Source organism: Natronococcus amylolyticus DSM 10524 (assembly GCF_000337675.1).
Classification (GTDB): domain Archaea; phylum Halobacteriota; class Halobacteria; order Halobacteriales; family Natrialbaceae; genus Natronococcus; species Natronococcus amylolyticus.
On sequence record NZ_AOIB01000038.1, the window covers coordinates 41,499 to 67,644 of the forward strand.

General features: G+C 66.1%; 25 protein-coding genes. 14 read left to right on the forward strand and 11 right to left on the reverse strand.

Annotation, left to right across the window (positions count from 1 at the left end):
- Positions 1-25: 25 nt before the first annotated feature.
- Together C491_RS19445 and C491_RS19455 are read right to left on the reverse strand one after the other, a co-directional pair.
- Positions 26-1,735 carry an AMP-binding protein gene (locus tag C491_RS19445; RefSeq protein ID WP_005559494.1) on the reverse strand — a complete coding sequence of 570 codons (1,710 nt, stop codon included), beginning with the start codon at positions 1,733-1,735 and terminating at the stop codon, positions 26-28.
- A 1,112-nt stretch (positions 1,736-2,847) separates the two neighbouring features.
- The gene (locus C491_RS19455; protein ID WP_005559498.1) at positions 2,848-3,588 is read right to left on the reverse strand and encodes a proteasome assembly chaperone family protein; all 741 of its coding nucleotides are present in this window, start codon (positions 3,586-3,588) and stop codon (positions 2,848-2,850) included.
- Between the two features lie 93 nt (positions 3,589-3,681).
- On the opposite strand from C491_RS19455, the gene C491_RS19460 reads away from it, so the two are divergent.
- Complete coding sequence (locus C491_RS19460) at positions 3,682-4,590, forward strand: RsmB/NOP family class I SAM-dependent RNA methyltransferase (protein WP_005559501.1); 909 nt, start codon at positions 3,682-3,684, stop codon at positions 4,588-4,590.
- Positions 4,590-5,135, forward strand: a complete 546-nt coding sequence (locus C491_RS19465) for a DUF7122 family protein (protein WP_005559503.1) — start codon at positions 4,590-4,592, stop codon at positions 5,133-5,135. Before C491_RS19460 ends, C491_RS19465 begins: the two co-directional genes overlap by 1 nt.
- Before the next feature lie 5 nt (positions 5,136-5,140).
- Here the strand turns inward: C491_RS19465 and C491_RS19470 are convergent, their stop codons facing one another.
- The 5 genes from C491_RS19470 to C491_RS24075 all read right to left on the reverse strand — a co-directional run bounded on the left by C491_RS19470 (position 5,141) and on the right by C491_RS24075 (position 9,496).
- A complete protein-coding gene (locus C491_RS19470; RefSeq protein ID WP_005559505.1) occupies positions 5,141-5,533 on the reverse strand; it encodes a hypothetical protein in 393 nt (130 codons plus the stop codon).
- Positions 5,530-6,186, reverse strand: coding sequence for a SatD family protein (locus tag C491_RS19475; RefSeq protein WP_049892384.1), 657 nt, complete (start codon positions 6,184-6,186; stop codon positions 5,530-5,532). Before C491_RS19475 ends, C491_RS19470 begins: the two co-directional genes overlap by 4 nt.
- Before the next feature lie 117 nt (positions 6,187-6,303).
- On the reverse strand, positions 6,304-7,827 hold the full coding sequence (locus C491_RS19480; RefSeq protein WP_005559509.1) for a DUF790 family protein: 1,524 nt from the start codon (positions 7,825-7,827) through the stop codon (positions 6,304-6,306).
- A 57-nt stretch (positions 7,828-7,884) separates the two neighbouring features.
- Positions 7,885-9,360, reverse strand: coding sequence for a sodium/proline symporter (locus C491_RS19485; RefSeq protein ID WP_005559512.1), 1,476 nt, complete (start codon positions 9,358-9,360; stop codon positions 7,885-7,887).
- Position 9,361: 1 nt separating this feature from the next.
- Complete coding sequence (locus C491_RS24075; protein WP_275040027.1) at positions 9,362-9,496, reverse strand: hypothetical protein; 135 nt, start codon at positions 9,494-9,496, stop codon at positions 9,362-9,364.
- A 159-nt stretch (positions 9,497-9,655) separates the two neighbouring features.
- Here C491_RS24075 and C491_RS19490 point away from each other — a divergent pair, with 159 nt between their 5' ends.
- From C491_RS19490 to C491_RS19510, 5 genes are all read left to right on the forward strand, one after another.
- The gene (locus C491_RS19490; RefSeq protein WP_005559514.1) at positions 9,656-10,024 is read left to right on the forward strand and encodes a sensory rhodopsin transducer; all 369 of its coding nucleotides are present in this window, start codon (positions 9,656-9,658) and stop codon (positions 10,022-10,024) included.
- A 2-nt stretch (positions 10,025-10,026) separates the two neighbouring features.
- Positions 10,027-11,331: a D-arabinono-1,4-lactone oxidase gene (locus C491_RS19495; RefSeq protein WP_049892387.1), complete on the forward strand. Its 1,305-nt coding sequence runs from the start codon at positions 10,027-10,029 to the stop codon at positions 11,329-11,331.
- Complete coding sequence (locus C491_RS19500; protein WP_005559518.1) at positions 11,328-11,723, forward strand: sensory rhodopsin transducer; 396 nt, start codon at positions 11,328-11,330, stop codon at positions 11,721-11,723. Before C491_RS19495 ends, C491_RS19500 begins: the two co-directional genes overlap by 4 nt.
- 335 nt (positions 11,724-12,058) lie before the next feature.
- Entirely contained in the window at positions 12,059-12,418 is a 360-nt protein-coding gene (locus C491_RS19505; RefSeq protein ID WP_005559520.1) for a cupin domain-containing protein, read from the forward strand.
- 7 nt (positions 12,419-12,425) lie between these two features.
- On the forward strand, positions 12,426-13,382 hold the full coding sequence (locus C491_RS19510; protein WP_005559522.1) for an alpha/beta hydrolase: 957 nt from the start codon (positions 12,426-12,428) through the stop codon (positions 13,380-13,382).
- Positions 13,383-13,458: 76 nt separating this feature from the next.
- On the opposite strand, the gene C491_RS19515 is transcribed toward C491_RS19510, so the two are convergent.
- Positions 13,459-14,919: a DEAD/DEAH box helicase gene (locus C491_RS19515; RefSeq protein WP_005559523.1), complete on the reverse strand. Its 1,461-nt coding sequence runs from the start codon at positions 14,917-14,919 to the stop codon at positions 13,459-13,461.
- A 70-nt stretch (positions 14,920-14,989) separates the two neighbouring features.
- Here C491_RS19515 and C491_RS19520 point away from each other — a divergent pair, with 70 nt between their 5' ends.
- Entirely contained in the window at positions 14,990-15,652 is a 663-nt protein-coding gene (locus C491_RS19520; protein ID WP_005559525.1) for a nucleotide exchange factor GrpE, read from the forward strand.
- 900 nt (positions 15,653-16,552) lie between these two features.
- Entirely contained in the window at positions 16,553-18,490 is a 1,938-nt protein-coding gene (gene dnaK / locus C491_RS19525; RefSeq protein ID WP_005559528.1) for a molecular chaperone DnaK, read from the forward strand.
- A gap of 231 nt (positions 18,491-18,721) precedes the next feature.
- On the opposite strand, the gene C491_RS19530 is transcribed toward dnaK, so the two are convergent.
- Positions 18,722-19,543 carry a hypothetical protein gene (locus C491_RS19530; RefSeq protein WP_005559529.1) on the reverse strand — a complete coding sequence of 274 codons (822 nt, stop codon included), beginning with the start codon at positions 19,541-19,543 and terminating at the stop codon, positions 18,722-18,724.
- Between the two features lie 439 nt (positions 19,544-19,982).
- Here C491_RS19530 and dnaJ point away from each other — a divergent pair, with 439 nt between their 5' ends.
- The 5 genes from dnaJ (at position 19,983) to C491_RS19555 (ending at position 23,814) form a co-directional block, all read left to right on the forward strand.
- Positions 19,983-21,137 (forward strand): molecular chaperone DnaJ, encoded by a 1,155-nt coding sequence (gene dnaJ / locus C491_RS19535; RefSeq protein WP_005559530.1) that lies wholly within the window; start codon positions 19,983-19,985, stop codon positions 21,135-21,137.
- 92 nt (positions 21,138-21,229) lie between these two features.
- On the forward strand, positions 21,230-21,817 hold the full coding sequence (locus C491_RS19540; RefSeq protein ID WP_005559531.1) for a DJ-1/PfpI family protein: 588 nt from the start codon (positions 21,230-21,232) through the stop codon (positions 21,815-21,817).
- 55 nt (positions 21,818-21,872) lie between these two features.
- Positions 21,873-22,610 (forward strand): hypothetical protein, encoded by a 738-nt coding sequence (locus C491_RS19545; protein ID WP_005559532.1) that lies wholly within the window; start codon positions 21,873-21,875, stop codon positions 22,608-22,610.
- Positions 22,611-22,669: 59 nt separating this feature from the next.
- Positions 22,670-23,242, forward strand: a complete 573-nt coding sequence (locus C491_RS19550) for an NAD(P)/FAD-dependent oxidoreductase (RefSeq protein ID WP_005559533.1) — start codon at positions 22,670-22,672, stop codon at positions 23,240-23,242.
- 62 nt (positions 23,243-23,304) lie between these two features.
- On the forward strand, positions 23,305-23,814 hold the full coding sequence (locus C491_RS19555; protein WP_005559534.1) for a YciE/YciF ferroxidase family protein: 510 nt from the start codon (positions 23,305-23,307) through the stop codon (positions 23,812-23,814).
- Positions 23,815-24,364: 550 nt separating this feature from the next.
- Here the strand turns inward: C491_RS19555 and C491_RS19565 are convergent.
- Positions 24,365-25,018, reverse strand: a complete 654-nt coding sequence (locus tag C491_RS19565) for an alpha/beta fold hydrolase (RefSeq protein ID WP_241431370.1) — start codon at positions 25,016-25,018, stop codon at positions 24,365-24,367.
- Positions 25,019-25,095: 77 nt separating this feature from the next.
- On the reverse strand, positions 25,096-26,040 hold the full coding sequence (locus C491_RS19570) for a formyltransferase family protein (protein WP_005559535.1): 945 nt from the start codon (positions 26,038-26,040) through the stop codon (positions 25,096-25,098).
- Positions 26,041-26,146 lie beyond the last annotated feature (106 nt).

Genomic DNA, 26,146 nt, shown 5'->3' on the forward strand with positions numbered 1-26,146 from the left:
GTAGCTCCCCCGGTCGAACGATTCACTACTCGAGCTCCGACCGTCTGATCTTCCCCGTCGTCGTCTGCGGTAACTCCTCGCGGAACTCGATTGCTCGCGGATACTCGTAGTCGGCCAGTCGGTCCCGAACCAGCTCGCGGATCTCCTCGCGTAGCTCCTCGGACCCCGCCGTCCCCGCGGCGGGCTGGACGACGGCCTTGATGATCTTGCCGCGACGGTCGTCGGCCACCCCGACGACGCCGACCTGCGCGACCGACGGATGCTCGAGGATCGCCTCCTCGACCTCCCGGGGACCGACCCGGTAGCCGCTGGTGATGATGAGGTCGTCGTCGCGCGATTTGAACCAGAGGTACCCTTCCGCGTCGCGCTCGGCGAGGTCGCCGGTCAGGTGCCAGGCCTGGCCCTCGGGCATCCCGTCCGATTCGGACCGCACCCCAGTACGCTGCCCGTCGCCGTCTCCCCGCTCGAGGGTCGCCGCCGCCGTCTTCTCGGGGTCGTTCCAGTACTCCGCGAAGACGACGGGGTCGTCGTCCCGCCGGACCGCGATCTCGCCGACCTCGCCCGCCCCGACGCGCTCGCCGGTCTCGGGGTCGAGCACCGCGACCTCGTGGCCGGGGACCGGTTTCCCCATGCTGCCCGCTTTCGCGGGGAACCACTCCCGGCAGTTCGTCACCAGGAGGTTGGCCTCCGTCTGGCCGTACAGCTCGTTGACCACCGTCCCCTCGAGTTCGGCCTCGGCCCACTCGAGGATCTCCGGGGTGAGCGGCTCGCCGCCCGAACAGATCGCCCGCAGGGAGAGCTCGTAGCGATCGGCTGGGTCGTCGACGTCCATCAGCATCCGGATCGCCGTCGGCGGGAGGAAGGAACCCGTGACGTCGAACTCCGCGAGCAGTTCGAACGCGGTCTCGGGATCGAACGATCCCATCGGGAAGCCGACGACGGGCTGACCGTAGTGCCAGGCCGGAAAGACCAGATCCCCCAGCGCGCCGATCCAGGCCCAGTCGGCGGGCGTCCAGTAGGTGCCCTCGAGGTCGCGCTCGAAGTACATCGAGAAGGCGGGACAGTGGCCAAGCCAGACGCCGTGCGTGTGGAGTACTCCCTTCGGCTTCCCGGTGCTCCCGCTTGTGTACATGACGATCGCGGGCGTGTCGACGTCCGTCTCCGCGACCTCGTGGTCGTCGTCCCGCCAGTCGATCGCCGTCTCGAATCGGGAGACGGACGCGTCGCCGACGGTCCCGCCCTCGATCTCGGGCTCGCCGTCGACCACCAGCACGGCCTCGAGGTCGGGACAGTCGGGCGCGACCTCGCGGATCGTCTCCCACTGGGAGACGTCGACGACCGCGATCCGAGCCTCGCTGTCGGTCAGCCGATAGCGTAACGCGTCGGTGCCGAACAGCACCGACAGCGGCAACGAGACCGCGCCGAGCTTCCAGCACGCGAGGTGGGTCAGGACGTTCGCGGGCTTCTGCGGGACGACGACCGCGACCCGATCGCCGAACGCTAGCCCCAGCGACTCGAGGGCGTTCGCGACGGCGCTCGAGCGCCGATCGAGGTCGTCGAAGCTGTAGCGCTCGCGGCGTCCGTCGGGGAAGGCCTGATGGAGGGCGACTCGGTCGCCATCGTCGTGTTTCCTCACCAGATCGACGGCTGCGTTGAACCCGTCGGGGACGTCCCACGAGAACGACTCGCGCGCCTCCTCGTACGTCTCCCCCTCGAGCGTAACGAAGTACGTCATTCGTGTCGTACGAGAGCGGATATCATGAAAGAACTACCGCCGAACGTACCCCCGTCAGGTCGGTCTCGTCGCGTTCGAACGAGGACCGCTCGAGCCCCGACGGGTTGTGTCACGCACTGACGAAGGGAGCGAGACGATCCACAAACTCGTGGTAATTCGGTTCGGACGATTAGAACCGTCCACGTTTCAACGGGTAGTCGGTCTTCGGGGGCCGATACGTACAGGTCAAGTAGGTAACGGCGCAGCAATCGGTACCTCCTATATCTGTCGAGAGAAGTCTGCTGAATATAGAGGATAAGTTCAGCACGGGAGAGTCGTTTCTTCGCCCATCTTATAGAGGAAGCTACCAGCTCAGCCCCGTACGTAATGAGCGCCTATCTTCGCCCCTGCTTTTAGATTTGGTCTAAATTATGGGAAGACACTTACAATAGCGGAATCAAACAAGTTTGTATGTCGTCTCTGGTTGCTGCCGCTTTCATCGGAATTGGGATTGTTTCTCTTTTCCAGCCAAAATGGCTGATACAAATCGAACGAGAGGTAAAGGCCACTGGAACGGATAACGACCCAAATGAAATCGAGTTTGCCGATTGGTGGTTTATTATTGGCCGAATGACTGGCATCTTCGCAATTTTGTTTGGATTACTGATTTGGTTCAACGTAATATAACACGTCACTATAGTCAGTACCACCCTGTACTGACCGACCACTCCCCATCACAGATCTGTTCTAAGCCTGCTCCCCTCCATGCTTTGCATTTATCAGAGACTGAACGTCCTATTCAGATCTGTCAGAAAATGCCTGCTAAATATAGGTGAAACAGATACCACTGCGGTGCGGTTCAAGCATCGCACCCGCGAGCGACCATCGGGAGCGAGCGGCTTTTTAGCGTAGATTTTTGAGTCGAGTGGGACCGGTGGTCCCACTGACCATGCAAACGGGCGCTTCGCGCCCGTGAGCAGAGAGTGGTGAGCGAGCAGCGCGAGCGAACCCGACGAGAAAAAGGTACGTGGGCACGCGCTACGTAACGATTCGCTCGATCCAGGTTCACGACCCAGACCGAGTACAGAAACCGCGATACTGCACCGACAACCCCCGCTCGAGTCGAGCCGTCGCTACTGGTACATCCGCAGCGGCTGGGCCTGGGAGCTCTCCTCCTGGCTCAGCTGTTGCATCTGGCGGGCGAACTGTTCGCGCTTCTCCCGGATCTCCTCGGCCCGACCGACGAGCTCCTCGATGTCGATCGAGACGTCCGCGATCGGCGCGATCCCCTCCTCGAGCAGGACGCTCGCCGCCTCGGGGTCGGGAAACTGCGGGCTCGAGTCGACGATCAGTCCCAGACTATCGTCGTTGCGCTGTGCGGCGCGGTCGAGCAACGCCCCCGTGGGTCCGCTGATGACGCCGTCCTCCGGCGGCGTCGCGATCCCGTGGTCCTCGAGCGTCTCGAGTTGGCTCCCGGTGGCGACTCCGTACAGCGAGGGGGGCTCCTCGCGTTCGGCGGGAAGCCCGCTGAGGTAGATCGGCCGCACCTCCCGGGCGGCGATCCAGCTCGAGACGCAGTTCGCGACGCTGCCGACGGCTGGTGCACCGATCGGGACGTCGCTCTGCAGCGCGATCAGGTCGTGAGCCTCGCTGGCGTAGAGCCGAACGGGCGGGCGTACCCGCCCGTCGCCGGCCCGGTAGGTCCCCACGCGGGGCAGACCCTCACAGTCGACGCTGGCGTAGTACTCCATCTCGAGCTCCCGAATGAGGTGGTCGGTCGCGATCTTGCCGACGAGGCCGACGCCGGGAAACCCCTCGACGAACGTCGGCTCCTCGAGCGATACCTCGGAGTCCTGTATCTGAATCCCTGCCATGTACTGACAATCGCGTGTGAGCGGCATAAAGACGGTGCCGACGTGGGCGGCGCTTCGAAACCCACAAGCGACGGGCTCTCAAATCCACGGGCAATGGAGCCACTCGAGCGGTACCGGCCGATCGTCGACGACTTCGAGGCGTTTCTCGACGCCTGCGAGCGCCCGCTTGGCAACGCGGTCCGGGTGAACACGATCAAGGCCTCGGTCGACCGGGCGACGACCGTCCTCGAGGAGGAGGGCGTCGGCTACGAGGGGGTCGACTGGAACCCTCGAGTGCTGCGTCTCGAGACCGACTCGCCGGGCTCGACGTGGTCGTCGTTTCACGGGTTCACCCACGGCCAGGAGGAGGTGTCGGCGGTCCCCGCGACCGTGCTCGAGCCCGAACCCGGCGAGCGGGTCTGGGACTGCTGTGCGGCCCCCGGCGGGAAGGCGACCCAGCTCGCGGCGCTGATGGACGATCGGGGCACCGTCGTCGCCAACGACAGCAATCTCGGGCGGATCTCGGCGCTACGCTTCAACGCCGAACGGCTCGGTGCGACGAGCCTTGCGGTCACGAACGACGACGCCCGCAACTACTCCCTCGAGCGGTTCGACTTCGACGAGTTCGACCGCGCGCTCGTCGACGCGCCCTGTTCCTGTGAGGGGACGATCCGGAAGAACCCCGACGCGCTCGACGGCTGGTCGGAGGGCTACCTCGACGAGGTCTCGGGAATCCAGAAGGGCGTTCTCGGGCGGGCCGTCCAGGCCACTCGCGAGGGCGGCACCGTCGTCTACTCGACGTGTACGTTCGCTCCCGAGGAGAACGAGGCCGTCGTCCAGCACGCCCTCGACAGGGAGGACTGCCGGATCGTCGACTTCGACCTCGAGCTCGAGCACTCGCCCGGACTCACCGAGTGGAACGACGAGGAGTACGACGACCATCTCGAGCAAACTGCGCGGATCTACCCCCACCAGAACGACACCGGCGGCTTCTTCGTCGCGAAACTGGAGGTGACGGCCTGATGGGTGACGACGCCGCGGACGGCGCGAGTGAGAGCGACCTCGCACAGAACGACGGCCAGCGCTTTGGCCGGCTGCCGACGACCGCCGCGGAGCGGACCGTCGAGGGCCGAGCCAGCCGCGAGGAGGTCGTCGACTACTTCGCGGACCGCTTTGCGATCCCACCCGAGGCGTTCGACGACTACACGTTCTGGGAGAAAGGGGCGGGCAAGATCTGGATCTACGGCGGCGACGCCCCTTCGCCGATCACCATCGAGGCGATCGGCATGACCTGTCTGCGAACCCGACAGGAGCACTGGAAGCCGACGACGGACTTCGTCCAGCGCTTCGGCCGGGAGGCCGGCGAGTGCGTGATCGAACTCGAGTCCGACGAAGCACGGGCGTTCGCCGCGGGCGAGGACCGAGAGCTCGAGCGCTGGGAGGGCGACTGGGGATATCTGATCGCCGCCCACCGGATCGCGGGCGCGCTCGAGCCGATCGGCGTCGGACTGTACGTCCACGGCGAGTTGCGCTCGATGGTGCCGAAGGGACGCCAGCGGGAGCTTTAAGCCGGTCAAAACACCGGTGCCGTTCCGCTCGCACCGACGAGAATCCGAACCACGATCCCAACCATCACGGAGTACGTGACGTTGACCAGTGTTCCGGCGAGATAGAACAGACTGTTATTTTTCATGTCGTCGCTCCGGACGATACTTTTTGCTGCGAAAATGACCGCGATCGCCGTGTACGCACCGACGAGGACCAGTGTCAACAGGAGAACGTTCTCCGTCTTCCCGACGACGACTCCAATATCGCGATCAGTGTCGGTAACGGTATCGGCGTACTCCGCGTCAGCCCACGAAAGTGTCCTCGTTACTACCGAACCGCTGGTCACGACCACTCCGAGGTAGGCAGCGACGATGATCGCAGCATCGGTCACCGCCGGAGCAATACCGATTCCGGTCATCGGCCGTACGCCTCGAGCGTTCGCCGTAATCGGGTCTCGATCGTCTCGGCGAATGGCCACGATGCGCCCCGAAGTGCGTTCGAAACGGCTTGCTGGCTCACGTCCAGATCGTCGGCAACCGCTTGTTGATTGCCGGTTCGCTCGTACAGTTCGATTACGTCGCGTTGACGGTCGGTCCACGACTCACGGAGATGTAGCAGCAAGTTGATCTCGTCTGCAACTGCGGTATCGAGCGGGACCGTCCGGGTATCAAGGTCGAACCGAAGACCGGTCCGCTCGATGGATTTCAGGAGTTCCGTCGCCCGGTGGAACGCCTCCCCGTCCATCTGCGAGACGTCCTGGTCGTCGACTCCGAACTCGATCTCCCCGGAAGCGACCGCAAGCCGAATGGAGTGTGGACGGAGGTGATCGGTGAGCGCGACGACGATGCTGTAGAGGTGTTCGACCGATGTCAACACAGCGCCGATTTCGTCGATACCTTTCAGAGCGGAAAGCGGCGTAGCGAAAGACTCCTCGTACGACTCCGTGACCGTCTGCCGAGTGTCCCTGAGTTGCTTTCGAAATCCCTCTCGATCGGTAATCTCCCTCGAACCGACTACGTCCCCGAGCAGGACATATTGTGAGGAAGGTGATTTGGAGTTATCGAGTTGCATTCGTGTCTACCCCACACCTATACAACTAAAAAAGGTTGTTTTATCGATTACAACCACTGTGGGTTGTAGGACACCACTGAATCGGCGAGATCAGTCGTTCGTCCAGCGGGACAACCGTCAGCGTTCGACGAGTGTCCCACCCGCGAGCCCCTCCCACTCGACGCGATAGCCGAGTTTCGAGAGCACCGCGCTCGAGTCATCGACGCCGTAGCGTTCGAGGACCGACTCGGCCTCCGAGAGCGAGATACCGGCCTCGAGCTCCTCGGCGAGTTCCTCGAGCACCGACGGGCGAATCAGCGTTCGGCCGACCAGTTCGTGCTCGGGGAAGGCGACGTCGGCCAGGGCGTCCTCGCTGACGCCGCGGTCGGCGGCCAGCTCCTCGAGGGTGCGAACGTCCGCGTCGGGTCGCAGCTCCTCGGGCAGCGCGGCCGCGCTGTCGGCGACGAGCTGGCGCTCGTACTCTCGGAGGACGTCGCGGACGTCCTTCAGCCGAACGCTGCCGGAGTAGGTGATCGCCCGGAAGTCCCGCGCAGCGATCTCCTCGCCGACGCCAAGCGACTCGTCGACGGCGACGACCAGCTCAACGTCCTCGAGTTCCGAGAGCTGGCCGAGCTTCTTTTCGACGTACTCGGGCGTCCAGAAGCCCATGATCTCGAAGAAGACCCGAAAGTCGCCGTGCGAGTAGTCGAACGCGAAGTCGGGGATCATCACCCGCGTTCCGGTCTCGAGCGGTTCGGGTTCGCGGACGAGCTCCCAGTCGAGATCCAGGCTCGAGAAGCGCCCGGCGAAGTCGGCCTCGACGCCGCTATCGAAGGAGACGTCCGCGACGGGGTCGGCGTCGGGCACCCGAACGGGATCGGCGTCGGTGAGCTCGAGGATCCGTTCGGTTCCCCGGTCGTTGATCGTCGCCTCGAGTCGCCACTCGTCCGCTTTCGCGACTGTTCGCAGGAGTCGAGCGAAACGGGTGCCGTACCGGCGCGTGGCTCGGAAGAGGTGCGTGGGGCCGGTGACGACGACCTCGCGGTCGCTCAGGTCGGTTTCGTTCGCGTCGCCCGTCTTGCGGATCTCGTACATCAGCCGAAGTCGCTTGATCGCCGACACCAGCGCCTTCGGGTCGCTCGACCTGACGCGGAGCTCGGTCGCGTCGAACAGCGCAGTCTGGGCCAGCGAGAGGTTGTACTGCGCGACGAGGTCGTCGGGATCCCACCGGGAGTCGACCCCTTCGAGAACCTGTCGTTCCTCGAGGTCGGCGTACAGCGCCCGCTCGAGGGCGTCCGGCGAGAGTCCGAGCCCGTCGGCCGCGCGGGCGAGCGCCGCCTCCCGCTCCGCGCCGGTGACGACGCCGACCGCTTCGGCCGCCTCGAACGTCGCCCGTCGGGCGCGCTCCGGATCGATCTCGGCGTCGGTCCCGAACGTCGCCTCGCGCTCGAGCAGGGCCGAGAAGCCCCGGACGAGCTTGAAGTGGTCGGCGTCGGGCTCGAGATCGGTAAGAGCGCCCTCGAGCTCCCCGCGGGACTCGCCAACGTGGCCCTGGTAGGTACCGATGACGCGGGCGGCGAGGGGCCGGTGCTCGCGGCTCGCGAACTGCGGGTGGTATCCCCCGCCGGCCCTCGAGACGCGCAGCAGGTCCTTTGTCAGCATCTATCTCGAGTCGGTGTGCCGAACGCAAAAGTGATCCGCACCGGGGAAATCGTGCGCTCAGTCGTCGGCGGCCGGCGCGTCGCCCACAGTTGGATCGGGAACGTCGGCGACGTCGGTACCGCTGCTCGAGGTGGCGACCGTGACGGCGACGATCGCGGCGATGCAGATCGGCCAGACGAACAGCGAATAGTGCTCGGGCGTGATCCACCCTACGCCGAACGTCGCCACCAGGCCGGTGACGATTCCGGCCAGGACGGCTTCGCCGGTCGTCCGCTCCCAGAACAGCATGAACAGCAACGGGAGCCCGAACGTCGCGCCGAGCCCGACGTAGGCGAACTCGATGATCTCGAAGATCGTTCCGGGCTGGACGAACGCGAGCGCGACGCCGCCCAGCGCCAGGACGCCGACGGTCCCTCGTCCGAGCAGGATGAGTTGGGCCGGGCTCGCGCTCGGATCGATCTTCTCCTCGTAGAACCGCGTGAAGTCGGAGGAGGCGACCAGCAGCATCGAGTCCGACGTCGAGAGGATCGCGGAGACGATCGCCGCGAGCAGGACGCCCGCGATCAGCTCCGGGAAGAAGTCGACGATGGCCATCATCGCGACGTTCTCGGGGTTATCAACGGAGCCGTAGAGGACGCGGCCGGCGGCGCCGATCAGCAGCGGCACCGTCAGTCGGAGCGACTGGAAGGAGACGGAGATGACCGATGCGGGGCTGAGCAGCCGCTCCGAGCGGATCGCCTGGAGCCGCATCAGCGAGTGGGGCTGCCCGATGGTCCCGAACGCGAACGTCACCAGCCCGAGCGCCGAGAGCAGGAACGCCTGTCCGGCCAGCCCGGCGGACATCTCGAGCAGCGCCGCGTCCTCGACGGCCGCCGCCTCCGTGACGAACGCCGACCAGCCGCCGATCTCGGCGATCATCAACACCGGGAGCGTCACCGCGGCGACGAAGATGAGGATCCCCTGGAAGACGTCGGTCCAGATCGAGGCGTTGAACCCGCCGAGCATCGTGTACAGGCCGACGATGACGCCGCCGACGGTGATCGCAATCGCGTAATCGATACCGATCCCGGTGTCCATCGCCTCACCGACGGCGATGATCTGGGCGCCGACGTAGGCGCCCATAAACAGCAGGATCGAAACCGTCGCGACCACCCGAACGTACGTGCTGAGCCTGGCGTCCTCGACCGCGAGCGAGAGGTGGTCGGCGATCGTGATGCTTCCCAGCTCCTCGGACTGGCGGCGAAACCGTGAGCCGACGTAGCGGTACATGAAGACGATGATGAAGATCATCGTGATCGAGAACCACAGGCCGTGGATCCCGGTCAGAAAGCCCATCCCGACCCAGGCGAAAAAGGTCCAGCCGCTGGCGACGGAGGACACTTCGGAGATCGCAACCGGCCAGGCCCCCACGTCCCGATCCGCGAGAAGGTACTCGGAAAGCCGGTTCGTCTCGGTCGTCACGAAGAAGTACGCCCCGATCGCCAGCAGGATGAGCAGGTATACGCCGAAGGTGAGCTGGATCGTCGAGACCATCTCACCGCCTCCCCAGAACCGAGACGTAGCCGTCGTTGGTCGTTCGATCGATCCAGTACAGCACGAGCGTCGCGATCGGAAGCGCCACCATCACGAACAGCGCGATGGCGGTCCCCGTCGGTACTCCCAGCAGCATGGGTGAAGCTGGCACACAGCGACGGTATATAGCTACCGACTCGAGTGCAGTCCGGCGGTTTCGTCTCGAGTCGCGATCGCCACGGACTCCGGGAGCGAGCGCCCTCGCCTGAGGGTACAGGCCGGCTCGTTATGCCCGTGCCAGTCCCACTGCGGGACGATGACTGGGAAACACACGTGGGCGATTCCGGAGGGGTACATCCCCGAGGAGAGCACCGGCCCCGAACCCGAGATGGAAAGCCACGAGACCGTCTGTGTCCTGAACACGAACGACGAGGCGGCGTCGATCGAACTCACGCTGTACTTCACCGACCGCGAGCCCGTCGGCCCCTACGAGCTGACCGTCCCCGCCGAGCGAACCCGACACTTCCGGTTCAACGACCTCGAGGATCCCGAACCGGTGCCGAAGGGCGAGGACTTCGCGAGCGTGCTCGAGTCCGACGTCCCCGTCGTCTGCCAGCACACCCGGCTGGACTCGCGTCAGGCCGAGAACGCCCTGCTCACGACCATCGCGCATCCGGGTGAGTGACGATGGCGCCGGTGTCGGACGAAGAGATCGCAGGCGAAGCGACCGACGCCGAGGAGTGGACGAACTGGTCGGGGAGCGTCTCGTTCGAACCCGATCGAATCCTCGAGCCCGAGAGCGAGTCCGAACTCCAGGAGATCGTCCGCCGCTGTGTCGAGGCGGACCGAACCGTCCGCGTCGCCGGGGCGGGCCACTCCTGGACGCCCGTCGTCGAAACCGAGGACGTCGTCGTCTCCCTGACGAACATGACCGGCGTCGTCGACCACGACCCCGAGGCGAAGACGGCGACGCTGTACGCCGGGACGACCCTCGAGGAGGCCGGGACCGAACTCCACGATCGGAACCTCGCGCTGCCGAACCTCGGCGACGTGACGATGCAGACCGTCGCGGGAGCGTTCGGTACCGGCACGCACGGGACGGGTCCCGAATTCGAAAACCTCGCGGGCTCGCTCGTCGGCGGACGAATGGTCACCGGAACGGGCGAGATCCGCGAATTTAGTGCCGAGGACGATCCCGACCTGCTGCGGGCCGCGCGGGTGTCGCTCGGCACGCTCGGTATTTTCACCGAACTGAAGCTGGATCTGCAGACGACCTACAAGCTCCAGCGCCGCGAGTACTGTACGAGCTGGCGCGAGTGTCGGGACCACCTTCCCGACCTGATCGAGGAGAACCGCAACTTCGACTGCTACTGGTATCCCCGCTCGGACGAGGTGAAACTGCGCCTGCTCAACGCGCCCGGCGGGGGGACCGACCACGAGGATCTCTCGTACGCGACGCTCGTCGAGGACCAGACCGGCTGGTGGCAGGAGACGATCCCCGAGCACGACGACATCGGCCGCGAGTTCGACGAGATGGAGTACGCCGTCCCGATCGAGGACGGGTTCGACTGTCTCGAGGAGGTGCGCGAGCGAGTCCGCGAGAACTGGCGGGCCGACGTCGGCTGGCGGCTGCTCGTTCGTACCGTCGCGGCCGACGACGCCATGCTCTCGACGGAGTACGACCGCGACGTAATGACCATTTCGTGTATTCAGAACGCCGAACTCGAGCACTGGCCGTACTTCGAGGACATCGAGCCGATATTCAACGAGTACGACGGCCGCCCCCACTGGGGGAAGAAACACACCCTGCGGGCGCCCGAGCTCGGCGAGCTGTACCCCGAGTGGGAGCGCTTCCAGGAGATCCGCAGCGAGCTGGATCCCGAGGGCGTGTTCGTGACCGAGTATCTCGAGGAGCTGCTGGGAGCGACGACGACGGACGACGAACGAAGCGACGAGACGCGAACGACCGAGCGAGTCGAGGGAGAACCATGACCGACGAGGACAACAATGCAACCGATCCGATCGGGGAGAGGCGCTGGGAGCTCCCCGGCGGCCACGTGCCAGTCGACAGCACCGGCTCCGAGCCGGAGATGGTCAGCCACGAGAAGCTGTGTCTGCTCAACGCCGGCGACGAGATGGCGACGCTCGAGGTGACCCTCCACTACGCGGACGGCAACGAGGCGGGCCCGTACCCGCTGAGCGTCGCGCCTCGGCGAGTGCGCCACGTCCGGATCAACGACCTGATCGATCCGTACGCGCCGCCGCTGGGCGAGGACTACGGGATCGTCGTCGAGTCGAACGTCCCGGTCGTCGTCCAGTGGAGCCGCCAGGACACCCGCCAGGCCGAGAACGCGGGCCTCTCGACGCTCGCGTACGGAGAGTGACCGAAGCGGGATCGTCGACTCCTGACGACATCGGTTTTCCCACCGTACCACCCCGCCCGAGGCGCTCACCACTCGTGGAGTAGAACTACGGGTGAACCTCGAGACGAGATGCTGCGGATGTGCGTCTCACGTGATGGTTACCATACTACACGGCTGTCGTGCGTTCGACACAACTCCGTGGATACGAAACGACGACCACTCCGCAGCGACGGATCGAATCGTCCGTGTAGACGGGACGGTCCTTGTCTTGCCTACTCGCTGGAGTCCGGTCAGCGACTGCACGAACGTCACTAGTTGCCTACAATGTCTCGCCCATCGTACTACCCATCGCTACAATGGCAAACGAAACAGCAACAGCCAGCAACGCGATACAGGCAGCGCCACTCGTATCCATCGAGGAGACGTTCGAGAAGGCAGCGGTCGAAGCTGCGGAGCTCGGCGACACGACGTTCTACCGAATCACGGTCGAACCGGGATGGGTGTGGTCCGACCACTACGGACCCGTGATCGGAGCGGAGATCTGTTCGGAACACCACCATCTGTGCATGCTCTCCGGCGAGATGACGGTCGAGATGGACGACGGCACCCGTAAGACGCTTCGAGCGGGCGACGTCTCGGTGATACCGCCGGGACACGACGCGTGGACCGAAGGGGGCGAGCAGGCCGTCTTCCTCGACATCGACCAGGGACGGTGAGAGCGCGATGGGAACAGAGAGAGTGACCGCTGAGGAGCCGAACCGTGCCGTCGGTTCGCCGGACGGCACCGAGGTCGCGAGGAGCGGGTCAGAGGAGTATCGCTTCCGTTCGGCTGGCGAGCAGTGTGCGGCTACGCTGTATCGTCCCGCCGCCGCTACAGCGGGCAACGTACCCTGCGTGGTGATGGGAAACGGCTTCAGCCTGACCCGCCGCGACGGACTGCCTCGCTTCGCAGAACGGTTCGCGGACGCCGGTTTCGCGGCGTTGACCGTCGACTTCCGTCACCTTGGGGACAGCGACGGCGAGCCTCGCCAACTCGTAGACTATCAGCGCCAGCGCGCCGACCTCACTGCCGCCGTCGTCTTCGCACGCACGCTCGACGGAATCGACGCCGACCGGATCGCGGTCTGGGGGTTCTCCTTCAGCGGCGGGCACGTCGTCCACGTCGCCGCGCGCGACGAGCGACTGGCGGCGGCGGTCGCGATGTTCCCGATGCTCGACGGCCTACGAGCGGCGCTCAAGTACGGCGTCCGAAGAAACGCGCGGTACACCGCCGCGATGGTACGCGCGGTGGTAGGGCGTCGACCGATTCGAATGCCCGTCACCGGACCGCCTGGCTCGTCGGCGATGTTGAACCAGCCCGAGGCGGCACCCGGTTTCGAGGCCGTGTGCGCTGCGGACTCGGGCTGGCGCAACGAGTTTCTCGCGAGGCCAAGCCACCCCCTCCCGAAAGTGCGACCGGTGCGCGACGCCCGTCAGGTCCGCTGTGCGTCGTTGTTCTGCCTCGCTACCGAGGACAGCATGGTACCCCGCAAGTCGATCGAGCGGGCCGCCGACCATGCCCCTCGCGGTGAGCTGCGCAGCTACTCCGTTGGGCACTTCGGCGGGTTCCTCGAGGGGTTCGAGGACGTGGTCGACGATCAGGTCGAGTTCCTCGACACCCATCTGCGGGAGGAGCACTGATCCGAGAGCAGGGTTCCGCGAAAATCGACCCTGCGGGGGTCGGTTCGACCCCCGGAGCCGAAAGGCACGACAGCGATCACTCTCGCCGCCGCCGCGACGTCCGCTCTTCGGCCGTTTCGCTCGCGACGACCTCGTACAGCAGCGCGCGCCCGCCGTCGGCTTTCGGCCGCAGAATCCGTCCGAGCCGCTGAGTGAACTCTCGCTCGCTGCCGCTGCCCGAGAGGACGACGGCGACGTTCGCGTCGGGGACGTCGACCCCCTCGTCGAGGACGTTCGAGGTTGCGATGCGCGTATAAGTGCCGTTGCGGAAGCGTTCGAGGATCTCCCGTCGTTCGGCGGCCCCGGTTTGGTGGGTGATCGTCGGGATCAGGAACCGCTCGCTGACGTCGTACGCGAGGTCGTTGAACGCCGTGAAGACGATGATCCGCTCGCCGCGGTGGTCCTCGAGAATCCCCTCGAGGGCGTCGATCTTCGCCTCGCTTCCGTAGGTGATCTCGCGGGCGCGCTGGCGCGCGAGCAGTGCTTCGCGGGCCTCGGGGTCCGAACCGGATCGCTTGACGAGCTCCTGATAGTCCGAGCCGCTCGAGAACTGGATGTTCGACGTCGCGAGGTAGTCCGCGAACACCTCCTGGTTGCGGTCGTACTCCTCGCGCTCCTCGGGAGTCAGCGAGACCTCGAAGCGTTTCACGTCGTACGGTGCGAGGTGGTCGCCCGCCAGCTCGTCGGGCGAGATCCGGTAGACCAGCGGGCCGACGACGTCCTCGATAATCTCGTGGGCGCCGTCGGGTCGCTCGAACGTCGCGGTCAGCCCCAGCCGTGCGGGTGCGGCGAGCAGTCGGGCGATCTCGCGGTAGCCCTCGCCGCCGAGGTGGTGGACCTCGTCGAAGACCACCAGCCCGAACCGATCGCCCACCGAGTCGGCCTTGAGGTACGCCGAGTCGTACGTCGAGACGGTGATCGGACCGAGTCGTTGTTCGCCCCCGCCGAAGCGCCCGATCTCGAGATCGAACTCGCGCTCGAGTTCGCGCTGCCACTGCTCGAGTAAATCGATCGTCGGGACGACGACGAGCGTCGGCGTCGCGAGGCGCTCGATCGCCTTCAGCGCGATGACGGTCTTTCCGCTGCCGGTGGGAAGCTCGAGGACGCCCGCGGGGGCGCGGTCGACGGGGAGCGTTCCGTCGGGTTCGAGGCCCGCCCAGCGGTCGGTCTCGAGCCAGGCCGACAGCGCCTCCTGCTGGTACTCGCGGAGTTCGTACGCCGAGCGCAGCTCCGAAAGAGAGCTGCGCTCGAGCACTCGATCCCGAACGTCGATTTCCTCGAGCGCCGGCGCCGCCCGAAGCGGCGCGTACCGCAGGGCGGGAACGCGTCGACCGCCCGATCTGGGATCCGACTCGAGCTCCGGAACGTGCTCTCGTAGCGCCGACACGAGTTCCGGAGTCAGTCCCTCGAGGCGGACGGTGCCGTCCTCGTACCGGAGCTCGATGACTCCCTCCTCAGCCGTCGGTGTCACGCCGAACACTGCGGTCGGCGGGCACATATATCGTCGGATCGCGCCCCGTCGAGTCCGGATCTCAACCCTTTTACCGCCGCTGGCCGTTGACCCGATCATGAGCGAAGACGAGGGCACGAACGCGTCAGCCCAGGGTGTCCCGTCCGAGGATCGACCCGACGGCGGCGACGGCGTCGAGACCGACACGGGCGACGAATCGGACGCGGAAACGGCCGAGCCGGAGCCGGAGACGGCCGGCGGCGAGACCGAGATCGACGAGGAGACCGTCGAGCAGCTCCGCGCCGAGCTCGAGGAGGCCGAAGCAGAGATCGAAGACCTCGAGGGCCGGCTCAAGCGCAAGCAGGCCGACTTCCAGAACTACAAGAAGCGGGCGAAAAAGCGCCAGGAGCAGATGAAAGACCGCGCGACCGAGGATCTGGTCGAGCGACTCGTCGGCGTCCGGGACAACCTCAAGCGCGCACTCGAGGAGGACAGCGACGACGTCGAGAGCCTCCGTGAGGGCGTCGAGATGACGATGCGGGAGTTCGACCGCGTCCTCGCCGACGAGGACGTCTCCGAGATCGACCCCGAGCCCGGAACCGAGACCGACCCCCAGCGCCACGAGGTCATGATGCAGGTCGACAGCGACCAGCCCGAGGGGACCGTCGCCGACGTCTACACGCCGGGCTACGAGATGGGCGAGAAGGTCATCCAGAACGCCCAGGTGACGGTCTCGAACGGTGAACTCGAGGACGACGCAAACGAGGACACGGCGGAGTAGTTCCTCGAGGCGCGAAGTAGCGTACCCGCTCTATCTGCGAAACCGAGTTCAGCACTACCCCTCGGAATTGCTGTTCGTGGCAGTAGATCGGAGCACGGCTGCGTTATCCGCTCTGCGGACCGATACCGGACGAACTGACCAGAGATTCGCTCACGTGTCGCCACCCGTAGTATACGAAGAGGGTGCCACGGAGTAAACGATGAAACCGATAGCCGTGGCCCCAAAGATCATCCAAACCGGTCCGACAGTTCCGACGGAGACCGAAATGGCTAACAGAGCCAGTGCGACAGCGATTATCGCAGCCCGAATCGCACGCAGGTGTGCACCGAGTAGTGCATCGTCCATATCCCGTTCCGCTCCCGGATGGTAATATGCTTTATAGGTTTGCGGACGGCGGATCGGAATCCCGAGTGAGTCGCTCGTACCGTGTACTCGGCACCCTTCGGCGACCGGGCACCGGCTCGCGCAGTAACCACGCGGCGTACAGCGAGTCGGATCGTTCGGAGGCGGGCCCGCAACTGGGTCCGGAAACCTCGCCTCACCTACCGGCGTGGAAACGTGCTAGACGGCACGAACGGCGATGCGAGAACACCGCGGGACGACTTCCCGTGTAGCTCTACGTTGTGGCCAGAGGCATTCAACGCGAGACGGCGGGCTACGGCACTCGAGGCAATTCACTCGAGCGAAGCGAGAGTGCCGTCACGGTCCCGCGGACCCGTGGATCCCGTCGGCCTCCCCGCTCGGTCCGTCGCGAGGGCTCGTTCCGTGGAACGAACAGTAGCCGAACGAAAAGTCAATATCCAGCTTGAGAGGTCTCCTCCCACGGTATCTGCTGTAATCCAAAGTGCGCTCACTCGCTGTGATAAGCTTTAAACCAAAGTGAGCATTACCCGTCTCGTAATGACGAGCAACAAGATTCTCGGTATCGACCTCGGTACCACGAACAGCGCGTTCGCGGTCATGGAGGGAGGCGATCCGGAGATCATCGCCAACGGCGAAGGCGAACGGACGACGCCGTCGGTCGTCGCGTTCAACGACGACGAGCGACTCGTCGGCAAGCCGGCCAAGAACCAGGCCGTCCAGAATCCCGACCGGACGATCCAGTCGATCAAGCGCCACATGGGCGAGGAGGACTACACGGTCGAGGTAGACGACGAGGAGTACACGCCCGAGGAGATTTCGGCGATGATTCTCCAGAAGATCAAACACGACGCCGAGGAGTACCTCGGCGACGACGTCGCGAAGGCCGTCATCACCGTACCGGCGTACTTCAACGACAAGCAGCGCCAAGCGACCAAGGACGCCGGCGAAATCGCCGGCTTCGACGTCGAGCGCATCGTCAACGAGCCGACCGCGGCGTCGATGGCCTACGGTCTCGACGACGAGTCCGACCAGACCGTCCTCGTCTACGACCTCGGTGGCGGCACGTTCGACATCTCCATCCTCGATCTGGGCGGGGGCGTCTACGAGGTCGTCGCGACCAACGGGGACAACGACCTCGGGGGCGACGACTGGGACGAAGCGATCATCGACTACCTCGCCGAGGAGTTCGAGGCCGAACACGGGATCGACCTCCGCGAGGACCGCCAGGCCCTCCAGCGGCTGAAAGACGCCGCCGAGGAGGCCAAGATCGAGCTCAGTAGTCGAAAGGAGACGGACATCAACCTGCCGTTCATTACTGCGACCGACGACGGTCCCGTCCACCTCGAGGACTCGCTGACCCGCGCGAAGTTCGAGAGCCTCACCGAGGACCTCATCGAGCGCACCGTCGAGCCGACCGAGCAGGCCCTCGAGGACGCCGGCTACGACGAGAGCGACATCGACGAAGTTCTCCTCGTCGGTGGCTCGACCCGGATGCCCCAGGTCAGCGAGAAAGTCGAGGAGCTCACCGGCCAGGAGCCCCAGAAGAACGTCAACCCCGACGAGGCCGTCGCGCTGGGCGCGGCGATCCAGGGCGGCGTGCTCTCGGGCGACGTCGACGACATCGTGTTGCTCGACGTCACCCCGCTGTCGCTGGGGATCGAGGTCAAGGGCGGCCTCTTCGAGCGCCTGATCGAGAAGAACACGACCATTCCGACCGAGGAGTCGAAAGTGTTCACCACCGCGGCGGACAGCCAGACCTCCGTGCAGGTCCGGGTCTTCCAGGGCGAGCGCGAGATCGCCGAGGAGAACGAACTGCTCGGCGAGTTCCACCTCACCGGTATCCCGCCGGCCCCGGCCGGAACGCCCCAGATCGAGGTCACCTTCTCGCTCGACGAGAACGGCATCGTCAACGTCTCCGCCGAGGATCAGGGCTCCGGCGAGAGCGAGGAGATCACCATCGAGGGCGGCGTCGGTCTCTCCGACGACGAGATCGATGAGATGCAACAGGAGGCCGAGCAACACGCCGAGGAAGACGAGAAGCGCCGCCAGCGCATCGAGGCCCGTAACGAGGCCGAGGCGACGCTCCAGCGCGCCGAGAAGCTCCTCGACGAGAACGACGACCAGATCGACGACGACGTCCGCGCCGACATCGAGGCGGCGATCGAGGACTTAGAGGAGACCGTCGACGACGACGAGGCCGACGCCGAGGACCTCGAGGACGCGACCCAGGAGCTCAGCACCGAACTGCAGGAGATCGGCAAGCAGATGTACCAGCAACAGGCCGGCGCGGCGGGCGCCGGCGGTGCGGCCGGCGGCGCCGCTGGCGGTGCGGCAGGTGCCGGCCCCGGCGGGATGGGCGACATGGGCGGCGCTGCCGGTCCCGGTGGCGCAGCCGGCGGTGACGACAGCGAGGAGTACGTCGACGCCGATTTCGAAGATGTCGAAGACGACGGCGATAACGAAGACGAGAACTGACAGGACGAGTCATCATTCGTCCGGAACCTTCGATTCGCGCTGGTGACGAGGACGAGAACTGAGCGAACAGGTCGTCCGCTTCGACTCGAGTTCGGCGGCGGGCTCGAGCGAGGAACCGTGCTCGTTCGCCAGTTGGCTCGCGACCGCGAGCGCAGTTCGGGCTTCAGTTTCGCGCCGAGGCACGACCCGGCTCGCGTCGAAGCCGCCGTGTGATCAAGCGGACGCTGATTTTCAGCGGCTACTACCGCTCCCCTCCGCGATCGCCGCGTCGCGGTCCGAGGCGTTCCGCGTTGCTCCTCGCTCCGCGACGAGGAGAAACAGCGCGGTCCAGAGGACGAGCGCGGCGCCGAGCCCGACGCCGAGGCTCGACCCCTGTTCGGCGCCGGGGTAGGCGATCGAGCCGAGGCCGACGAGCGCCATGAGCGCCGCGGCAGCGTAGACGGGGAACCGCCAGCCGACGCCCCTGAGGCTCGCGTACAGCGAGAGCGCGCCCGCGCTTACGGCGGCGCTCGCCATGATCAGGTAGTGGCCGAAGCCGGCGTGGGCGTCGCCGGTTCCGAAGTGGGCAGCGAGTTCGACGCCGGCGAACGCGAGACCGCCGACGGCGGTAACGCCGGCGATCGCGGCCAGCCGACGGTCGAACCGGTCGGTCGACGGAAGCTGATCGCGGCCGGCCGGGTGTGCCAACGCCATCCCCACGAGCAGGGCCAGCAGGACGAGGAAGATCGACGAGAACTCCCCGCCGACGGCGTACACGACCGTCAGGGAGACCCACATCACGATCGCGGCGTGGAGCGCGCCGACGCGTGCGCTCGGGCGAACCGCCTGAACGAACACGCCGAGCAGGAGGATCACGAAGAAGCCGCCGAGGACGAAGTGGTGGAGCTCGTGGGTCGGGTAGGCGTACCCTCCGAACACGATTCCCGTCCAGAACGTCAACGGCTCGGCGAACCCTGGGACGGCGAGCGCCAGGAAGCCGACGCCGAGCACCACGAACGCGCCGAGTCTCAGCCGACTGACCGAGGGGTTGATCCGCGCCGAAGTCGTGCTCACGGGCGATCGACTCCGACTATACCGACCGACTGGGACGTCGCTTCGGCGACGGCTCGAACGCGGGTTCCGGACACGTAACCTCTTTCCAACATGTGTGAGTATTATCACCACTCGAAGACATATCAACTGTTCGATACTCTCGACTCGGTCGAAGTCTGTTCGTGCCCCGAGTGCGGGTAGCGCGTCAGAATAGCCGCGAGACACGACACCTCGAGTGGTCGACGTATCGGCTAAGGGATCGATAGCGATATCCTCCCAATGGCGGTCGAACGAGACGACCCGACAGCGGGAGACCGCGTGACGGCTGCGTCGGAGCGCCGTCTCGAGACCGCCGTCTAGACAACGGACCCGGGGTCGCGATCGGCGCGGTTCGCCAGCACACCCGGTAGCCGAGGGAACGGTCGTTTCAAGTGTCTCAACCGAGTACGGCCCACAACGAATGAGCGAGGATTTCTACGACGTTCTCGGCGTGAGTCGCGACGCGTCCGCCGACGAGATCAAGAGCGCCTACCGGGAGAAGGCCACGGAGTACCACCCGGACGTCAGCGACGACCCCGACGCCGAGGAGAAGTTCAAGAAGATCCAGAAGGCAAAACAGGTGCTGACCGACGAGGAGAAACGCGAGGCCTACGACCGAATGGGCCACGACCGCTACGAGCAGGCCGAAAAGCACGGCTACGACGCCGGCGGCGGTGCGGGCGGGATGGGCGGCGACCCGTTCGGCGGCATGGGCGGCGGAATGGGTGGCGGCGGCCTCGGCGACATCTTCGAGCAGGTCTTCGGCGGTGGCGGGGGTCGCGGTCGCCAGCGCCCGCGCAAGGGCCGCGACCTGCGAACCGAACTCGAGATCACGCTCGAAGAGGCCTACGAGGGTGTCGAGAAGCAGTTTTCGGTCGAACGGCCTGAGGCTTGCGACACCTGTGACGGCGAGGGTCACCCGCCGAGCGCCGACGCCGAGACCTGTCCCGAATGTCAGGGACGGGGCCAGGTGACGCAGGTCCAGCAGACGCCGCTGGGCCGGGTCCAGCAGACGACCGCTTGTCCGCGCTGTGAGGGGGAGGGAACGCTGTACTCGGAGACCTGTAGTGACTGTCGCGGCGAGGGGTACGTCCGCGGCGAGGCGAGCCTGACCGTCGAGGTGCCCGCCGGGATCCAGAGCGGCCAGACCCTGCGGATGGAACGGGAGGGGGCGCCCAGCCCCGAGGGCGGTCCGCGCGGCGACCTGCTGATCGACGTCGCGGTCGCCGAGCACGACGACTTCGAGCGCGAGGGCGACAACCTTCGCCACCGGCTTCCGATTTCGTTCCCGCAGGCGACGTTCGGCGACACGGTCCAGGTGCCGACGCTCGACGGCAGCGTCGAGTTCGACGTCCCCGAGGGCACCCAGAGCGGGGAGACGTTCCGCCTGCAGGGGAAGGGAATGCCCCGCCTGCGCGGACGCGGCCACGGCGACCTCTACGTCAAGGTCCAGATCGTCACCCCCGACTCGCTCAACGAGGAACAGCGCGACGCCCTCGAGGCGTTCGCCGAGGCCGGCGGCGACGAGATCGAGGTCAACGAGGGCTTCTTCGAGAAGATCAAGCGAGCGTTTTAGCTGAATCCGAACGACAAACGAGTCGCTTCCCCTAACTGTCGCCACAATCGTCGGTACGAGTTTTCCTTCTCCGTGGTGTGTGCACAGACGCCATGTCCGAACAGATACTCCTGCTGGCGGGTGACTTCGTCGAGGACTACGAAGTGATGGTCCCGTTCCAGGCGCTACAGGCGGTCGGCCACGACGTCCACGCGGTCTGTCCCGAGAAGGACGCGGGCGATCAGTGTCCGACGGCGATCCACGACTTCGAGGGCGATCAGACCTACACCGAGAAGCCGGGGCACAACTTCGAGCTGACCCACGAGTTCGACGCAGTCGAGCCGAGCGACTACGACGCGCTCGTCGTCCCCGGCGGCCGCGCGCCCGAGTACCTCCGTACGTACGACGAGGTCCTCGAGACGGTTCGGCACTTCTTCGAGGAAGGGAAACCCGTCGCCACGCTGTGTCACGGCCTGCAGATACTCGCAGCGGCAGACGTCCTCGAGGGCCGGACCTGTACGGCCTACCCCGCACTCGAGGCCGATATGCGCCAGGCCGGCGCGGAGTGGGAGGAGGGCGTCGCGCGGGACGAAAACCTCGTGACCGCTCAGGCCTGGCCCGACCATCCCGAGTGGCTCGCGGCGTTTCTCGACCTGGTCGGGACCGACCTCGAGCAGCCGGCGGAGGCGGCCGACGACTGACGACCGACGCCCGCGAGTCGGCGCGCTTTTTTGCGATCGGCCCTCACTCGAGGGTATGAACGCCGCGACAGTCGACGACCTGCTCGCGCGAGAGCGACGCGGCGACCGGACGGCGCTGGTCGACGCGACCGGGCGCGAGTACGACCGCCACTGGCTGTGTACCTCCTCCTGGAAGGCCGGCAACTTCCTTCGTCACTCGGGCGTCCGCGAGGGCGTCACCGTGGGCGTCGTCGGCGAGGGTCCCCTCTCGCTGCTCGCCTTCTTCGGGACGACCCTGCTCGAGGCTACTACCCAATTCGATCCGCCGACCGACCTCGCCGACGACGAGCGGTTCCGGGCCCTCGTCGCGCCGACCGACGAGGGCGGCGCCTACGAGCTGCCGCCCGGCGCTCAGCGGGTCTACTACGGCGACAAGCCCGACGAACCGGGGGTCCACCACTTCGACGCCGGGCTCTGGAGCGAGAACCCCTCCTTCCCCCCGCTTTCGGTCGATCCGGAGACAGCGCTGGTGACCGACGGGGAGCGAACGCTCACTCATGGCGAGGCCCTCGAGGCGGCCCGCGGGGTCGTCGAGGAACACGACCTCGAGGCCGACGATCGAGTCGTCGTCCGGGCGCCGCTGTCAAATCCTGGAACCGTCGTCGCCGGTGTGCTCGCGCCGCTGCTGATCGAGGGGACGATCGTTCTCACCGATGGGACCGAGAGCGACCACGAGAAACGCGGGGAGGTCGCCGTCTCGAGCGATCCCGCCCCCGAGCCGGCCCGGATCGGCGTCGAGGGGATCGGCTACTGATATCGGAACGCACCGCCCCTTACACAACCGTTTACTGGCTCTCCGTGGAAGGACCGGCCATGCCAGACGTAGCCATCGTTGGCGGCGGTACAGCCGGACTGAGTACGGCGCTTTTCACCGCGAAAAACGGCCTCGAGACGGCGGTCTTCGACACCGACGAGACGTGGATGCACAAGGCCCACCTGTTCAACTACCCGGGAATCCGCAGCATCAGCGGTAGCGAGTTCATGTCGGTTACCCGGGGCCAGGTTCAGGATCGGGGTGCTGACCTCCATATGACCGAGGAGGTGACCGACGTCGAGGAAACCGACGACGGGTTCCGAATCGAGACCGCCGACAGCGAGTACGAGGCGACGTACGTCGTGCTCGCGACCGGTGCCGACCGATCGATCGCCGAGGAGATCGGTTGCGAGTTCGACGACGACGATACCGTCGACGTCAATCTCAGCATGGAGACGAGCGTCGAGAACTGCTACGCGACGGGCGCGATGGTTCGCGCCGAGGAGTGGCAGGCCATCATCGCCGCCGGCGACGGCGGCGCGGCGGCGCTCGACATCCTCAGCGCCGAGAAGGGCGAACACTACCACGACTTCGACACGCCTGGTGACGTTCCGACGTTCGAATCGGAGTAACTGCAACCCACCCTGCGTGTTCGTGGTCGGCGATTATTCGGGGGCGAGCGCTTTGACGTAGTATGAGCATCGACACACTCGAGGGGCTGTTCGTCTACAAACTCCGCCAGCAGTACTACGTCGAACGGGAACTCGTCGAGACCCTCGACGAGCTGGCGACGAGCGCGAACAACGGGCGGCTGCGTCAGAGCTTCGCCGACCACCGCGAGGAGACTCGAGTCCAGGTCGAGCGACTCGAGGCCGTTTTCGAGGCGCTGGACGTTCGGGCGGAGACCCGCGAGGCGCCGATCCTCGACGCGATCGACGCCCAGCGGCGCGGCTTCGAGGCCCAGATCGACGACGAGGACCTGCTCGACACCGTCTACCTCAACGCCGGGCTGATGACCGAACGGGTCGAGATGACGACCTACGAGGGGCTGTCGATGCTCGCGACCGAACTCGGACTCGACGAGACGGTCAGGGAGCCCCTCGAGGCGAACTACGACGAGGAGCAGTCGACTCACGGCGAACTCGACACGCTGGCGGCCGCCTCCGAGATGAAGTCGCTGTGGGATCGGTTGACACCGTCGTAAGGGGTCTTGAGGGCTATCTCAGCCCCGTTCTGCGAACCAGTCGGCGACCCGTGGCCACCCTCTGTCGTGGGCGACGTCCGCCACGGAGAGCCCGACGTGGCCGGTCGGGAGTTCGACGATCTCGGCCTCCTCGCTTCCGATCTCCTCGAGAATCGGGACGCTCGCCTCCCGTGGAACGAACTTGTCGTCCTCGCCGAGGACCAGCAGGGTCGGCGCGTCGATCGCCGACAGCTCGATCCGTCGACCGCCGAGCTCGAGTTCGTTTTCGATCAGCCGGTTCTCGAGGAGCAGGTCCCCGACGAACTCGCGGTAGAGCCGCACCGGAATGTCGGGGCCGCCCTCGACCCACTCGAGTTTTCGCCCCTGTTGCTCGACGAACGCGGGATCGTCCAGTCGGTCCCAGAGTCGAAGCGGCGCGGTGACGGTGTACTCGACCGGTTTGCGACACGCGAGGCCGACCTCGAGCAGCGGCGTCGGAACGGCGTCGAACACCCTCGAGATCCGCTCGTGATCGTGTCCGGCAGCGAGCGTCCGAAACAGCTCGAGATCGTCACCGGCGCGGAAGTCGATCGGCGGTCCCTGGAGGACGAGCGTCCGAACGCGGTCCGGAAAANCTCGAGATCCGCTCGTGATCGTGTCCGGCAGCGAGCGTCCGAAACAGCTCGAGATCGTCACCGGCGCGGAAGTCGATCGGCGGTCCCTGGAGGACGAGCGTCCGAACGCGGTCCGGAAACAGGGCGGCGTAGGCGACGACGAGCGGGACGGACGTCGAGTAGCCGAGCAGGTGTACCGACTCGGTCCCCTCCCGCTCGCGGACGGCGTCGACGCAGTTCGCGAGGAAGCGCGTCACGTAGTCCCCGAGTCCGAGCGAGCGGTCGATCGGCGAGGGATCCCCCCAGTCGACGACGTAGACTGGAACGCCCCGCTCGAGGAACTGTCCGACGACGCTCCGTTCCGGCGAGAAATCGAGGATTGACGGATCGTTGATGAACGCGTAGGCGATCACTACCGGCGTCGCGTCGGTCGCCTGCTCCGGGTCGTACCGCCGGAGCCGAACCGGGGGCTCCTCGTAGACCACGTCGTACGGCGTCTCGCCCGGTTCGGCCGCGGCGAGCTGGAGCGTTCGATACGGCGCCTGTCCGAGCTTCCGGGGGGTTCGGACGGCTCGGTTCGTGAGCTGACGCGAGAGCTCGAGGGGATCCATCTGTCGTCCGTACTCGAACGATCCACACGCTTGAGCCGCATCCTTGCAGGGTTCGACGCTTCGGCGTCGTGTGGTGGCTAATCCCCGGAGCGCGGGCGACCGGGGCTCGAGGCTGGCGGGGACGACCCGGTCGGTGATTCGACGGCCCCGCTCTCCCGCCGAAGCTGTCGTTGGGCGCGCCCGACGAGGTTCTTCAGCAGGATACGTCCCGAAAACGAGAGGCTGTGGCGCAGTTTCCGGTAGTAAACCTCGCCCAGCTCGGCCTCGGGGACGGTCGTCGGCTCGAACGTCGGATCCCGAAGATTGGCGACGCCCTCGCTCAGCAGCGAGACCTGGCGGCTCACGACGCGGTCGAAGACGTCCCACAGCGTGGCGCAGTTGTCGATCGCGACGTCGTCGTAGGCGACGATCTCACCGCCGTCGATCGACTCGTTTAGCCGCTGGAGCGTGGCGCCACACCGGTCCCGCCCGTCGTGAAACACCGCCGGTGGCCCCATCCCTCGGTAGGATCGAATGTCGGCGGGATGGAAACTCAAGACGCCGAATTCGGGCGCCTCGAGAATCGGTCCGCGGACGAGCCCGAACCCGAAGAGCACCAGCGCGTCACACTCCTCGGCGACGCGGTCGACGACGTCGTCCGGGAACTCGTACCAGGCGCCGTCGGTTTCGGGCTCACACCGGATGTGGTCGGCGTCGGCGAGGACGGCGACGTTCTCGACCGATCGACGCCGCCAGAGCGGTCGCTCCTCGCCGATCAGCTTGGCGAAGTTGCGCTCCGCGAGCACGAGCGCCCACGCCCGCTGGCGCTCGAGGAGGTCGACGAACTGCCGGGCGTCGGCGAGCCCGATCCGGTTTCGCGTGTTCCACGCCTCGGGGTCGCCGTCGGCTTTCTCCTCGTTGGTAACGACCAGCGACACCGTCACGCCGTGGTCGGCCCGTAGCTGCTCGAGAGCGCGGACCTGCCACTCGTTGAGGTACGGATCGGCCAGAACCCCGATCGTCTTCGGCCCGGATCGTGTCATGGTACGTTCGTCCGCCCGTCTCCCCCTTAGTTACAGTCCCCGTGCGTTCGGTTACGGGCTCCGAACAGGGGCGGAAACTGGCTCGAGACGAACTCGCCGCTGGTGT

What these genes read in the sequence shown, in the direction of transcription:
- C491_RS19445 (WP_005559494.1), bottom strand. Translation starts at nt 1,735, where the DNA reads ATGACGTACTTCGTTACGCTCGAGGGGGAGACGTACGAGGAGGCGCGC.
- C491_RS19455 (WP_005559498.1), bottom strand. Translation starts at nt 3,588, where the DNA reads ATGGCAGGGATTCAGATACAGGACTCCGAGGTATCGCTCGAGGAGCCG.
- C491_RS19460 (WP_005559501.1), top strand. Translation starts at nt 3,682, where the DNA reads ATGGAGCCACTCGAGCGGTACCGGCCGATCGTCGACGACTTCGAGGCG.
- C491_RS19465 (WP_005559503.1), top strand. Translation starts at nt 4,590, where the DNA reads ATGGGTGACGACGCCGCGGACGGCGCGAGTGAGAGCGACCTCGCACAG.
- C491_RS19470 (WP_005559505.1), bottom strand. Translation starts at nt 5,533, where the DNA reads ATGACCGGAATCGGTATTGCTCCGGCGGTGACCGATGCTGCGATCATC.
- C491_RS19475 (WP_049892384.1), bottom strand. Translation starts at nt 6,186, where the DNA reads ATGCAACTCGATAACTCCAAATCACCTTCCTCACAATATGTCCTGCTC.
- C491_RS19480 (WP_005559509.1), bottom strand. Translation starts at nt 7,827, where the DNA reads ATGCTGACAAAGGACCTGCTGCGCGTCTCGAGGGCCGGCGGGGGATAC.
- C491_RS19485 (WP_005559512.1), bottom strand. Translation starts at nt 9,360, where the DNA reads ATGGTCTCGACGATCCAGCTCACCTTCGGCGTATACCTGCTCATCCTG.
- C491_RS24075 (WP_275040027.1), bottom strand. Translation starts at nt 9,496, where the DNA reads ATGCTGCTGGGAGTACCGACGGGGACCGCCATCGCGCTGTTCGTGATG.
- C491_RS19490 (WP_005559514.1), top strand. Translation starts at nt 9,656, where the DNA reads ATGACTGGGAAACACACGTGGGCGATTCCGGAGGGGTACATCCCCGAG.
- C491_RS19495 (WP_049892387.1), top strand. Translation starts at nt 10,027, where the DNA reads ATGGCGCCGGTGTCGGACGAAGAGATCGCAGGCGAAGCGACCGACGCC.
- C491_RS19500 (WP_005559518.1), top strand. Translation starts at nt 11,328, where the DNA reads ATGACCGACGAGGACAACAATGCAACCGATCCGATCGGGGAGAGGCGC.
- C491_RS19505 (WP_005559520.1), top strand. Translation starts at nt 12,059, where the DNA reads ATGGCAAACGAAACAGCAACAGCCAGCAACGCGATACAGGCAGCGCCA.
- C491_RS19510 (WP_005559522.1), top strand. Translation starts at nt 12,426, where the DNA reads ATGGGAACAGAGAGAGTGACCGCTGAGGAGCCGAACCGTGCCGTCGGT.
- C491_RS19515 (WP_005559523.1), bottom strand. Translation starts at nt 14,919, where the DNA reads ATGTGCCCGCCGACCGCAGTGTTCGGCGTGACACCGACGGCTGAGGAG.
- C491_RS19520 (WP_005559525.1), top strand. Translation starts at nt 14,990, where the DNA reads ATGAGCGAAGACGAGGGCACGAACGCGTCAGCCCAGGGTGTCCCGTCC.
- dnaK (WP_005559528.1), top strand. Translation starts at nt 16,553, where the DNA reads ATGACGAGCAACAAGATTCTCGGTATCGACCTCGGTACCACGAACAGC.
- dnaJ (WP_005559530.1), top strand. Translation starts at nt 19,983, where the DNA reads ATGAGCGAGGATTTCTACGACGTTCTCGGCGTGAGTCGCGACGCGTCC.
- C491_RS19540 (WP_005559531.1), top strand. Translation starts at nt 21,230, where the DNA reads ATGTCCGAACAGATACTCCTGCTGGCGGGTGACTTCGTCGAGGACTAC.
- C491_RS19545 (WP_005559532.1), top strand. Translation starts at nt 21,873, where the DNA reads ATGAACGCCGCGACAGTCGACGACCTGCTCGCGCGAGAGCGACGCGGC.
- C491_RS19550 (WP_005559533.1), top strand. Translation starts at nt 22,670, where the DNA reads ATGCCAGACGTAGCCATCGTTGGCGGCGGTACAGCCGGACTGAGTACG.
- C491_RS19555 (WP_005559534.1), top strand. Translation starts at nt 23,305, where the DNA reads ATGAGCATCGACACACTCGAGGGGCTGTTCGTCTACAAACTCCGCCAG.
- C491_RS19570 (WP_005559535.1), bottom strand. Translation starts at nt 26,040, where the DNA reads ATGACACGATCCGGGCCGAAGACGATCGGGGTTCTGGCCGATCCGTAC.